Origin of the sequence: Vibrio sp. M260118 (assembly GCF_036533755.1) — a bacterium.
In the GTDB taxonomy this organism is placed as follows: domain Bacteria; phylum Pseudomonadota; class Gammaproteobacteria; order Enterobacterales; family Vibrionaceae; genus Vibrio.
In genome coordinates this window covers 1-12,141 of record NZ_JATABG010000069.1, presented here as the reverse complement: position 1 = coordinate 12,141, position 12,141 = coordinate 1, and the positions used below count along the sequence as shown (strand labels likewise).

The following is a 12,141-nucleotide window of genomic DNA, read 5'->3' as shown; positions in this document are numbered from 1 at the left end:
GGCTAGCACCAAGAGTTGTACGCACCAGACGAGGGTTAGTTACCACTGGACCTGCTAAAGAGATAACACGGTCTGTGTATAGTTCACCAGTTAGGAACAACTTACCAAACGCAATCACGTCTTGATAGTTGATACTCCACGCCACTGTTTCTGCATTTACTGGATATAGAAAATGCATGTGGGTGCCAGCAAGACCTGCTGGGTGAGGGCCATCAAATACATGCTCTTCGACATTAGACTGAGAAGAACGAGGAAGACTTGAACCAGATTTACAAACGTAAACCTTGCCATCAGTCAGAGTTGAAAGTAAATCTAAACCGGCAACAAACGCTTCTTGCTGTTCATTGATGATCAACTCAGGCTGAGCCGCTAGTGGATTAGTATCCATAGCAGTTACGAAGATAGCCTTAGTAGAAGAATCGATTGCTGGGACCTTGCTGAACGGACGAGTACGTAAAGCCGTCCAAAGACCAGAGTCAACCAGCTGAGCTTTAACCGCTTCACGGTCTAAGCCTGCTAGTTTATCGGCTTCAAACTTATCGAACGTTACCTGCTCCTCGCCTGACACTTCAATCACTACTGATTGAAGCACACGCTTAGCACCACGGTTAACTTCGATCACTTTACCAGCGGCAGGTGAAGTAAATTTCACACCCGGATTCTTCTTATCTTCGAAAAGAACTTGAGCTTTCTTTACTTCATCGCCTACGCGGACATGCATAGTAGGACGCATGCCGACGTACTCTTCGCCAAGCAAGGCGACTTTCTTGATGGTTTTACCATCATTAATCACCTGGGTAGGAGTTCCTGCGACAGGAAGGTCCAAACCCTTCTTTATTGTAATCATACGCACTTGCACTACTTTTTTATCGGGAAAAAGATTCTTTGTTTGCGTAACTTTTAGACACGACACTAGTGTCCGGTTTTGGTGATGTTTTAAACACCAAAATCGCAACATTCCATTAAAAAATCATCCACAGAAATGTAGACAGATTTGTCAGGTGCCACAGTCTATCATCTTTTTGGAAGTTGATGCCATGATGAAAGCTACGATAAACCAAGATATTTCGTAGGAATAGGCTTTAACAGGCGAAAGAATAGTCATAATTTTGAGCCAACGCACAAACATAAATCGGCTTTCTTATTCCACTAATTATGATTTATTCACATCATGAAACATTCTGTTTTAAAACCAACCATTGAGTTAATATGTTTCTATCTTGTTAATGTTTAAATTGTTGTACGACTAAAAAGGGCAGCCTAAGCTACCCTTTAATGATTCATTTTGAGCCACCAAGACACATTGGACTGTCAGGGGCGAGCTGATTCTGTTCCTTCCACTCATTTATGGTGTAGGTATGCATCGATAAAGCGTGAATATGATTCGCCAACTCGTCTGCTAAGACTTGGTTAACCTGTCGATGGCGTGAAATCAAACGTCCACCAGCAAACTTGTCACTCACAACCACCACCTTAAAATGGCTTTCAGACCCAGAGGGCACATTATGCATATAGCTTTCGTTAACCACACTAAGGTAATCAGGTTCGAAAGCTTGCTTAAGTTTGCTTTCAATGATTTCTTGGACCATCTGTTTCCACCATCAAATATGAATAATGTATAAAAGTAGATAATAATCCTCATTCTAATAAAGCTAAAGGTTTTAGTATCTTCTATCTTCAGCTTTTGCGACAATTTAGCGATTAATGACCCACAAATACACTGATGATGAAAACCGACCTGACTCTGCATGAGCGCACCCTCTCACTATTCAGGTATCCCAAACGAAACCAAGAGACTCTTCAAGCTTGGGATGCTGGAGACGAGTACCTGATTAACCATGTTGAAGAGATGGGGCTATCTCCAAATCAAAATATCTTAATCATCAATGATAACTTTGGCGCGTTGAGTTGCTGGTTTAGTGCCAATCACCAAATCACTATGATGAGCGACTCGTTCATATCTCACCAAGGAACAAAAGCTAACCTCGCGCTTAATCACTGCCCGACCATCCAATACTTAACCACTATGGATGACCTACCGAGCCAAGTCGATATGGTCCTGTTTCAGCTACCGAAAAGTAATCGACATCTAACTTGGCTACTCAGCCGTCTCCGAGCTGCTCTGCCTGAAAACGTTCCCGTCATTGCGGTCAATAAAGCCAAAGAGATCCACACCTCTACTCTTAAGCTGTTTGAAAAGTATCTTGGCGAAACTAAAACGTCTTTAGCATGGAAAAAACATCGTCTGGTGTTTAGTCATGCCAACTGTAACGCCCCTAGCGATGTTTCACCCAATACCCGCTGGTTAGTCGATAACACCAATATTGAGTTAAATAACCTACCGAATGTTTACTCAGGTGAAAGCTTAGATCTTGGTGCGCGCTTTATGCTTGAACACCTGCCAAAGAATGAACAACTGAAACATGTACTCGACCTCGGCTGTGGTAACGGCGTGTTGTCAGTCAAAATGGGCCAACTCAATCCGCAAATAAAACTTACCTGCGTCGATGAGAGTTTTATGGCAGTAGCATCTACACGACAAAACCTAATGTCTAATTTAGGAAGTGAGCGAGATATCGAGTGTATTGCCAACAACTGTCTCGATGGAATGCCGGCCAAGGATGTGGATTTGGTCATGTGTAACCCCCCTTTCCACCAGCAACAGGCGATTACAGATCATATTGCTTGGCAGATGTTCTGTGATGCAAAGCAAATTCTTAGTGTTGGCGGGCAATTATTAGTTATCGGTAACCGTCACCTCGGCTACGATGGAAAGTTATCTAGACTGTTTGGCAAGCCAAATGTAAAAATTGTCGCATCCAATAAGAAATTTGTTATTTTACAAGCGACTAAATAGTCCACTATTATCTGTCTATACGTTTCAGTAGGCTCGCAGAGTCAATAAGAAAGGAATTAACAATGAGAAAACTGGTTCTAGCCGCGTCAATGGTAGTACTTACTGCGTGTAGCGCACCGCAGCAAGAGCAAATCAACTTCATGCCTAAAGCAGTATTGAGCAACAGCGATATCGTTCAAGGCGCGACTTTCACGCTAACCAGTAAAGACATGCGTTCTGCGCAATATGTGGCTTTAGTTGATAGTGGCCGTTCTAACATCGAGCCTATCCACTCTAAGCAAAATGTGCGTATCTCAATTGAAAACGCTTTGCTTGAACAGTTCAAATCACAAGGTTTTCGTACCACAGTAAGCAGCGAAAACTCGGTTGTAGTAGAAGTCCAAGAAGCTCTGGTTACGGTTAAACACACCATTATGGAAAACCAAATGGATGGTAAAGTCGTGTTAGAAGTCACGGCCGAGACTCCACAAGGTAAACTGGTTAAGACATACACTGGTACGGCAAAACGTTCAGGAGCGTTAAGCGCTTCTAACGAAGAGATCGAAACGGTACTAAACGATGTGATCAACCTCGTTTTACAAGAAGTCGCTAGCGATCGCGAGCTTCAAAACTACATGCAGGAGCGATTCTAATGTGGAAGTTGGCAATTGCCTCATTAGCATTGGTAAGCAGTCTTGTGTTCGCAGGGCCTAAGGTCGAGTTTGAAACCACTCTAGGCTCATTTACCGTCGAACTGAATCAAGATCGCGCGCCAATTACCGTGGCAAACTTTCTTAAATACGTTGAGGACGGCAGTTATATAGGTTCCCAGTTCCACCGCGTAATACCCAACTTTATGGCACAAGGGGGAGGCTTCGATAAAGATATGAAGCCATTAGCGACTTACCCTCCAGTTAAGAATGAAGCTTCGAATGGCTTAAAGAATGACACAGCAACCATTGCCATGGCTCGAACCAATAACCCGGATTCCGCAACGCGTCAGTTCTTTATCAACTTTGTCGACAACAACTTTCTCGACTATGACCAACGCCCACCGGGCTACACGGTATTTGGTAAAGTGACACAAGGGTTTGAAGTCATCCAACAAATGGGGACAAAGCGAACTCACTCGGTTGGCCGATACCGTGATGTACCAGTCGAATCCATTATTATTACTAAAGCGACTCTTCTAAAATAATCTATATAGGCTCCACCATATGTTGGAGCCTTTCTTCTTGCATTCCGGAACTCTAAACAAGGAATAGTGTATGTCCTCAGACTCACCATCTATGTCTTGGCGAGAAACCATCCGCAGTTATATGGACAAACGCCTGATGTGGGTGTTTATGCTTGGCTGTTCAAGCGGCTTCCCTTGGGTCTTAATTGGTTCGAATATGTCAGGGTGGTTAAAAGACGCAGGATTGACCCGCGCTGCCATTGGTTACTTTGGCAGTGTTTTTGCCGTCTACGCGATCAATTTCTTGTGGGCCCCTTTAGTCGACCGTGTTCGTCTACCAGTACTACATGGCATGCTTGGACAGCGTCGAAGTTGGATCTTCCTTTGCCAGTCCGTCGTATTGGTTTGTACCCTGTTTATTGCCGGTGTTGATCCATCGAAAAACTTGATGCTAACTTCATTGTTAGCCCTAGGCATCGCCATTTCATCAGCAACACAAGATATCGCGATTGATGCGTACCGTATTGACACTTTCCCTAAGTCTGAGCCTTCAAAACTGCCTCAAGCCTCTGCCATGGCCGTGATGGGATGGTGGACAGGATACTCTGTTCCCGGCTATCTAGCCTTCATTAACGCGGACTCCATTGGCTGGAATGGTGTCTACTACGGTATGGCTGCTATCGTTGGGTTACTCATGCTGTTTACTATCTTAGTCGGTGAACCGAAGACGCAACGCGACGCCTTACAAGCAGCAGCAGAGCAAAGGCACAGCAAAGTGGTAGGCAATCGCGCAGTCGCTTGGTTAACCGTTACTGTCGTTGAACCCTTCTTAGATTTCTTCAAACGTAATGGTTTCAGAGTTGCCTTAACGCTACTACTGTTCGTATTCCTATTTAAGATTGGGGAGGCTTTCCTTGGCCGAATGTCGATCACCTTCTATAAAGAGATCGGTTTCAGCAACGAACAGATAGGCTACTACTCTAAGTTGATCGGTTGGGGACTTACCATACTCTTTACCCTACTAGGCAGTATGGTCAACGTGAAATTTGGTATTGTCCGCGGCCTAATGATCGGCGGTATTGCCATGGCATCGAGTAACTTGATGTTTGCTTGGATTGCTAAAGTTGGCCCTAATGAGCAGCTATTCTTGGCGACACTGGTAGTAGATAACTTTACCTCGGCATTCTCCACCGTCGCTTTTGTCTCCTTCTTAACTGTAGTGACCGGGCAAGCCTTCTCGGCAACCCAATATGCACTATTGGCCTCGCTAGGTAACTTTGGTCGCACAACCTTGGCATCGTTCTCCGGTGAGCTTGTTGACTACCTCAACGACTGGTCAACCTTCTTTATCTTGACTGCACTAATGGTTATTCCTAGCTTAATTATGCTCTACTCACTAAGGCACTATTTTGCCAATATGCTAGAGAAGGCTAAAGAGCGAGATAGGCAAGAGTCACAGCAGCACAGTACAGAAAGCACCTAATTAAAAAGGGCTTGGTTGCAAAACCAAGCCCTTTTCACGCAAGTAGTCAACGTGGATTAAGGGTACATTCCCTTGCCAAACATGTTGAACACTCGAGCAACGCCTTGGGTAAACAGCATAGGCTCAGTTAAAACCGTAAGGCACAAGCAGTCTTCGCCTTTGCGGGTAAATGGACTGTGTTTGACTGTGCCATCCTTGACTAGGTAATCCCCTACACCGTAGTGACCATCTTCGTCACTGAAACCGCCATGCAGAACTAGCGTCGACTCTAAACCTTTGTGAGTGTGCTGAGGTATTGTGACATCTTCAGCGATATACATCAGGTTGACTTTCGCCTGTTGGGAAATATCTACCGAGGCGCTGTAAACCTTGCCACCGTAACTCTTCCACTCGCCGATACTGTCACGAAAACGTGAAAGAGAGAGAGGAAGACGGAAACTCTTTCCATTCACCTCAATAAAAGTCGGAAGACGTGGTGGACGTAATGGATCACTGTTCTGCTCTAAGCTGACAATCTGTTCAAACATGGCATCTAGGCCCTGGTTGCTGTCGATAGGTTCGCTACTTAGTTGCTCACCAAATTGAGCTTCGAAGTACTGAATTTGACGCTGACATTCCGGACAAGTTTCTATATGAGTGGCAATGGCAAACGCACTCACATCATCAAGCATGCCTTCAGCGTACGCTTTTAACGTCGATGTTTGTGGATGGTAACTCATACTAATCTGCCTCTATTGAATCACGAAGTTTTTCTACTGCTAAACGAAGTCTGGACTTGACCGTACCAAGGGGGATATCAAACATGTCAGCCACTTGTTGATGCGGTAACTCTTCCAAATAAACTGCTTTGACGACCTTTTTCTGGGCTTCAGGCAAAATGTCTAAATACTTAATCACCTGCTGTTTAAGTCGCTCTGTCTCCGGAGAGTAATGCTCCACCATGTCTGGCGGACAATAATCGTTTGGCCAAATATCTTCCGAATGAATATGCGCCTCGCGGCCTTTTTGCTTGCGTAACGTGTCAAAACAGAGATTACGCGCAATCGTATAAATCCAAGTGGACAGAGAGCTTTTATCGCTATTAAACAGCGCGCTTTTTTGCCAAACCGTAGACATAGCCTCTTGGACAATCTCTAGGGCAACCTGCTCGTTACCCATATGGCGGTAAGCGAACTGTTTTAAACGCGGTGAGAAGTGCGAAAACACTTGCGCAAATGCTTGCTTATCTTTCTGTTTCACTTTTTCCATACACGACGCCCAGTCATTTTTAGTAAAAGCTTGGGTATCTAGGTTGGCCATGTTCGATATCCTTAATAAAGCCCTTTAACTCTTAATTACGTAAATCAAGCAAAAGAGATCACTGAATAATGTCACTCGCTAACGCTGACTTAAGATAGTCCAGCGTACCAATACAATCAGGCTGCTTAGCTAAACCGTCAAACACCGAGTTGGTCAGCGGAAGAATTTCCAACCACCGCTGGCTCACCCAACTTGCATCATCAAAGAATTTTTGATCATACAGATCACCGATATCCGGAAACTGGTGATAGACACGATTTAGATAGTGGCTAAGTTGCTCTGAATCAGCATCAAGCTCAGTGACGTGCCAATTCGGCAGCCAGTCCACTTTAGAATAGCGTAAGCCGTCGTACTCGACACGAACTTGCTTGATTGCGAACTTTTTCAAGCCGACCACCGATACGCCGAGCAGTCCATCATCTAACTGCTCAAAATCGTAGATCTTTACCAAGGTGCCAACGCTCGAAAGCTCACTTGCATTTATTGCGTTACTCTTTTCAAACAGACAGATACCAAACGTACCATCCGCTCTCATCGCTTGGGAGATAAGTCGCTTGTAACGTGGTTCAAAAATCCTTAAACGCACTTTCCCTTCGGGGAGCACTAAAGAGCTTAATGGAAAAAGCATCAATTCAGTCATAAACGTAACCTCAGCTGTTTTCCTGTTTGTTACGTTACTGCGCCACAAACCGATCATTCACCAAATCCGTTGATTACTTGATAAACATATAATTTATAGCCAACGTTTGCGTAAACGATACCTCAAACATTTTTTATGCAACGGAATGAAAGTTCCGTTACATTGAGAAAATAAGTCCATTAATGAGATACGGGTCACTAGTTTTATGTTTTTTTACATCAGTTGCACATGGCTTTTGAGATTTTTGTCGATATTATGCTCCTCAACAAAGCACAGGCCACATTGTGCAACTAAACAAATATCTATTGGATATCGAACTTAACAAAACATAGAGAGTTCCCACTATGCGTAAATCACTTTTAACTCTAGGTGTTGTTGCAGCGCTGTCTGCTCCTGCAATGGCTGCCGATTACTCTGACGGCGACATCAACAAAAACGACTACAAATGGATGCAGTTCAACCTAATGGGTGCATTCAATGAAAAACCTGGTTTCCCAGATGATTCCACTCACGATTACCTAGAGATGGAATTTGGTGGACGCTCAGGTATGTTCGACCTATACGGTTACATCGATTACTTCAACATTACAGGTGATTCAAGCAGCGACAAATCTGGTTCAGATAAACTGTTCATGAAAGTTGCACCGCGTATGTCTCTAGACGCCCTGACTGGTAAAGATCTATCTTTCGGTCCTGTTCAAGAAGTTTACGTAGCGTCTGAGCTGATCCTTAACGGTGGTTCATCAGAAGGCCAATACAAAATCGGTCTAGGTTCTGATATCAATGCACCATGGTTAGGAAAAATGGGCCTAAACCTATACAGTACTTACGACAATGGTAAAAAAGACTGGAACGGTTTCCAACTATCTACTAGGGCGTGTTGATCTTTCGTGATGATTTTTGAACGGCATGGTGAAGGTTATAATCATTTCGCCAAAAACAAATCACAACTGAGCTCACCATGCCAAGGACAATGCTAACTGATAAACGATGGGAAAAGCTACTTCAAGTTATGAAGAGCACTGGTCGAATTTATAATAAACCAGAACATCGAATGACTTTCGAAGGAATACTGTTTCGATTAAGAACTGGCGTACCATGGAGAGACTTACCTTCTGAGTTCGGTGAGTGGAGTACCGTTTATAGACGCTTTAACCTTTGGTCTCGAAAAGGAATTTTAAATCTACTTTTCAAAAGGTTATCTAGCATGGCTGATTTTGAATGGGTATTTCTAGACGGTTCAATTGTCCGTGCTCATCAGCATAGCTCTGGCGCAGCGACACCAGATAGCGAGTGTATTGGAAAGAGTCGTGGCGGTAACTCAACTAAGATCCACTTAGCTGTAGACAGTGGTGGATTACCTATCTGCTTTGACCTTTCAGAAGGTCAACGACACGATATTGTTCATGCCGAAAGCCTTGTAGAACAGTTAGATGAAGTGAATACGATTGTGTGTGATAAAGGTTATGATAGTGGCCCCTTCCGAAGTTTCGTCCAATTAAAAGGTGGAAGCACCGTCATAGCTAAACGCAATTATGGGCAAGATATAGACAAGGAAAGTATGGATTGGTGTCTATATAAGTATCGTCATTTAGTTGAAAATGCTTTTGCTAGAATCAAACATTATCGAGCAATTTCAAGCCGATATGACAAGTTAAAAAGGAACTATGCCAGTATGGTATCGCTGGCATTTATGCTAATGTGGCTACCGATGTATTGCTGAATATAAAACGAACAGCAAAGATCAACAGCCCCTAACTGGTTCAAACCTTTCTACTTCTTTGAAAACGGTTCATTTATCTCATACCAAGGTTACCTAGATTACCAATTTGGTATGAAAGACGAGTACGCAACAGCGAGTAACGGCGGTGTAATGTACAACGGTATCTACTGGCACTCAGACCGCTTCGCGGTTGGTTACGGACTTAAAGCGTTTTACGATGTATACGGCATCAAAGATGGTAATGATGTCCTAGATGACAATGACAACGTGATAGGTAAAACTGACTCAACTGGTTTCGCGCACTACATCGCGGTAACTTACAAGTTCTAATCGAACTCGCAAGTGAAAACATTCGAAATGGCACCTTAGGGTGCCATTTTTATTGATTTCCATTTCACTGATATTATCCTTGACGCAAAGTTATCTATTAGCGAGTGCTCAGTGAACATTCTTATCCTAGGTCCAGGGGCTATTGGCTCTTTATGGGCACACAAATTCAAACACGCAGGACATCATGTCTCCGTCTGGTCCACCTCTAGAGACCCAGAGATTACATTGCAGTTTGAGCATCAAGCGCCGCACGTTTTTCTCAACCAAGATGTCGCTGCTACGCAGCAAGCAGATTTAATTCTAGTCACAGTCAAAGCATGGCAAGTAAAACAAGCCATCACTCCATTGCTCCCCCATATAAGCCAAGATGCGGTGATCGCCCTGATGCACAATGGCATGGGCACGGCTGACACCATTGCCAACCTTCTGCCCAATAATCCAATTGTACTCTCAACAACCACTCATGGGGCTTATAAGCCGAACAAACAGCAAGTTCTCCATACTGGCTTGGGACAAACTCAACTCGGTGGCTATAACGAGCAAGGTAAAAAGTGTGACTTTCTTGCGCCAGTTTTCGAGCATGCTCAACCAAGTGCCCAGTGGAATGAGAATATTGAGCACGCACTATGGATCAAACTGGCCATTAACTGTGCGATAAACCCACTTACGGCGATTCACCAAGTTAACAATGGCAAGTTAACCGAAGGGACTCACCAAAAGACCATCGCTTCTCTGCTTGACGAGGTGTGTGCGATTCTTCGCGCCGAAGCGGTGCCAATTGAGTATGCTGAACTCTTAACTACCGTCAATAGAGTGATAGAATCCACCGCTGAAAATCACTCATCGATGCAGCAAGATATTTTCCATCAGCGACCAAGCGAGATAGACTTTATTACAGGCTACCTGCTAAAGCGCGCTGAGCACCATGGTATCTCGGCTGCGAACAACCATGAACTCTATCAAGCTATCAAACAGATCGAACAAAGTTGGAACTCATAATGACTAAAAAAGTACTCGTCCCTATCGCTCCTGGTAGCGAAGAAATGGAAGCTATTACCATTATCGATATGATGGTTCGTGCCGGCTATGAGGTCGTCGTTGCCAGTGCTGACTTTGATGGCAAGTTAACGATGAAGGCGTCTCGCGGCGTAACCCTAACTGCTGACTGCAAATTAGTCGATGTCGCTGATGATGAGTTTGATGCGGTTATCCTACCTGGAGGTGTTGGGGGCTCAGAAATATTCCGTGACAGCACTGTATTGGTCGAGATCATACGGCAGCAGATGTACGAAGGTAAACTTGTTGCCGCAATTTGCGCGGCTCCAGCGCTAGTTTTGGCCCACCATGGTTTTTATCCTGACGCGCTAATGACTTGTCACCCAAGCTTTGAAAGTTATATTCCAAAACAGAACTGGCGCGTCAAACGTGTCACCTACGACATCAACAGCAACCTACTCACTAGCCAAGGCCCAGGTACTGCGCTTGAGTTCGCAATGGAGATTATTATCCTGCTGTCGGGTAAAGCTCACGCTTGGACAGTTGCCGAACCTATGGTCACAATCCCAACTCTGCAGTATCACAAACTAGGTGATGAGTAATGTTTAACGCCCTTGAGATCGCAGCGCAGTTTCCGGCTTTAAATCAGCAAGTCAATGAACAGAGACTCGTCTATCTTGATAGTGCTGCGACAAGCCAGAAACCACAGTGCGTCATTGATACTATTTCTGATTACTACAGCCAACAAAACGCCAATGTCCACCGTGGTAGCCATAGTTTAACCGCCAAAGCGACCAGTGAATTTGAGGCTGCACGTGAGACAGTCACCCAGTTCATCGGTGCATCATCAAGCAGAGAAATTATCTGGACACGTGGTGCCACAGAGGCGTTAAACCTCATTGCTCAAACCTACGCTCGCTCCAATTTGCAACCAGAAGACGAAATACTGGTAGGAGAGATGGAGCATCATGCCAATATTGTACCGTGGCAGATCGTTGCAGAGCAGACTGGCGCGAAGGTAATCAAAGTTCCTATGACCGCCGACTGTCAATTTGACCTTGCTGAATTCAAAAACAGGCTCAGCGATAAAACAAAGATTGTCGCACTTGCCCACATCACCAATGTAACTGGAACAAGACAGCCCATTGAACAAGTAATACAGCTTGCTCACCAACACGGTGCTGTGGTCGTCGTTGATGGTGCTCAGGGCGTGGTTCATGAGCAGGTCGACGTACAAACAATGGGGGCGGATTTTTATGTGTTCTCAGGGCACAAGCTGTTTGCTCCTGCTGGGATCGGCGTACTTTATGGCAAACAATCTCTGCTAGAGGTAATGCCGCCGTGGCATGGTGGAGGAAAGATGGTCGAGAGGGTCTCTTTTGAGGGTACTACCTTTACTCAAGTACCGGGTAAATTTGAAGCAGGGACGCCAAATGTCGCTGGCGCGATAGCACTAGCCACTGCGATCAATTGGTACCGATCATTAAATCAAAGCGCAGTAGAACAGCACCTACATCAGTTGACAGAGAGTGCCTACCAAAAATTGAGTAAGCTTGAAGACGTGCAGGTCTTGGGCTTTCAGCCACAATCATCCGTCATCTCTTTTGTCGTTGGAGGAGTCCATCACCAAGATGTCGCGACTCTGCTTGACCAACAG

At 44.6% G+C, this 12,141-nt stretch carries 13 protein-coding genes and 2 pseudogenes; 10 read left to right on the top strand and 5 right to left on the bottom strand.

The features are described 5' to 3' along the window. Positions 1–847, bottom strand: an 847-nt coding sequence (gene nqrA, locus QTO00_RS06605) for an NADH:ubiquinone reductase (Na(+)-transporting) subunit A (RefSeq protein WP_331423786.1), incomplete at its 3' end; no start/stop codon positions are given. 433 nt (positions 848–1,280) lie between these two features. After that, entirely contained in the window at positions 1,281–1,589 is a 309-nt protein-coding gene (bolA, locus tag QTO00_RS06600) for a transcriptional regulator BolA (RefSeq protein ID WP_331423785.1), read from the bottom strand. Between the two features lie 137 nt (positions 1,590–1,726). Here bolA and QTO00_RS06595 point away from each other — a divergent pair, with 137 nt between their 5' ends. The 4 genes from QTO00_RS06595 to QTO00_RS06580 all read left to right on the top strand — a co-directional run bounded on the left by QTO00_RS06595 (position 1,727) and on the right by QTO00_RS06580 (position 5,496). Further along, entirely contained in the window at positions 1,727–2,857 is a 1,131-nt protein-coding gene (locus QTO00_RS06595; RefSeq protein WP_331423787.1) for a methyltransferase, read from the top strand. Positions 2,858–2,919: 62 nt separating this feature from the next. Continuing rightward, complete coding sequence (locus QTO00_RS06590; protein ID WP_038203575.1) at positions 2,920–3,489, top strand: YajG family lipoprotein; 570 nt, start codon at positions 2,920–2,922, stop codon at positions 3,487–3,489. After that, a complete protein-coding gene (locus tag QTO00_RS06585; protein ID WP_331423782.1) occupies positions 3,489–4,034 on the top strand; it encodes a peptidylprolyl isomerase in 546 nt (181 codons plus the stop codon). Before QTO00_RS06590 ends, QTO00_RS06585 begins: the two co-directional genes overlap by 1 nt. Positions 4,035–4,104: 70 nt before the next feature. Beyond that, positions 4,105–5,496 (top strand): AmpG family muropeptide MFS transporter, encoded by a 1,392-nt coding sequence (locus tag QTO00_RS06580; protein ID WP_331423780.1) that lies wholly within the window; start codon positions 4,105–4,107, stop codon positions 5,494–5,496. A 56-nt stretch (positions 5,497–5,552) separates the two neighbouring features. Here QTO00_RS06580 and QTO00_RS06575 read toward each other — a convergent pair whose 3' ends face one another. The 3 genes from QTO00_RS06575 to QTO00_RS06565 are packed head-to-tail and all read right to left on the bottom strand — an operon-like array spanning position 5,553 to position 7,435. Beyond that, the gene (locus QTO00_RS06575; RefSeq protein WP_331423778.1) at positions 5,553–6,215 is read right to left on the bottom strand and encodes a ChrR family anti-sigma-E factor; all 663 of its coding nucleotides are present in this window, start codon (positions 6,213–6,215) and stop codon (positions 5,553–5,555) included. A gap of 1 nt (position 6,216) precedes the next feature. Continuing rightward, positions 6,217–6,795: a sigma-70 family RNA polymerase sigma factor gene (locus QTO00_RS06570; RefSeq protein WP_038203587.1), complete on the bottom strand. Its 579-nt coding sequence runs from the start codon at positions 6,793–6,795 to the stop codon at positions 6,217–6,219. A gap of 58 nt (positions 6,796–6,853) precedes the next feature. After that, positions 6,854–7,435 carry an LON peptidase substrate-binding domain-containing protein gene (locus QTO00_RS06565; RefSeq protein ID WP_331423776.1) on the bottom strand — a complete coding sequence of 194 codons (582 nt, stop codon included), beginning with the start codon at positions 7,433–7,435 and terminating at the stop codon, positions 6,854–6,856. 344 nt (positions 7,436–7,779) lie between these two features. Between QTO00_RS06565 and QTO00_RS06560 the strand changes: the two are divergent. The 6 genes and pseudogenes from QTO00_RS06560 to QTO00_RS06535 all read left to right on the top strand — a co-directional run. Beyond that, positions 7,780–8,307, top strand: a pseudogene (locus tag QTO00_RS06560) (outer membrane protein OmpK); the annotation flags it as partial. A gap of 89 nt (positions 8,308–8,396) precedes the next feature. Continuing rightward, positions 8,397–9,158 carry an IS5 family transposase gene (locus QTO00_RS06555; RefSeq protein ID WP_331423774.1) on the top strand — a complete coding sequence of 254 codons (762 nt, stop codon included), beginning with the start codon at positions 8,397–8,399 and terminating at the stop codon, positions 9,156–9,158. Positions 9,159–9,191: 33 nt separating this feature from the next. Next, positions 9,192–9,488, top strand: a pseudogene (locus QTO00_RS06550) (outer membrane protein OmpK); the annotation flags it as partial. Between the two features lie 111 nt (positions 9,489–9,599). Further along, positions 9,600–10,487, top strand: a complete 888-nt coding sequence (panE, locus tag QTO00_RS06545) for a 2-dehydropantoate 2-reductase (protein ID WP_331423772.1) — start codon at positions 9,600–9,602, stop codon at positions 10,485–10,487. Further along, positions 10,487–11,086 (top strand): DJ-1 family glyoxalase III, encoded by a 600-nt coding sequence (locus QTO00_RS06540; RefSeq protein WP_331423770.1) that lies wholly within the window; start codon positions 10,487–10,489, stop codon positions 11,084–11,086. Before panE ends, QTO00_RS06540 begins: the two co-directional genes overlap by 1 nt. Next, on the top strand, positions 11,086–12,141 hold a 1,056-nt coding region (locus QTO00_RS06535; protein ID WP_331423769.1), incomplete at its 3' end, for an aminotransferase class V-fold PLP-dependent enzyme. The genes QTO00_RS06540 and QTO00_RS06535, both read left to right, overlap by 1 nt.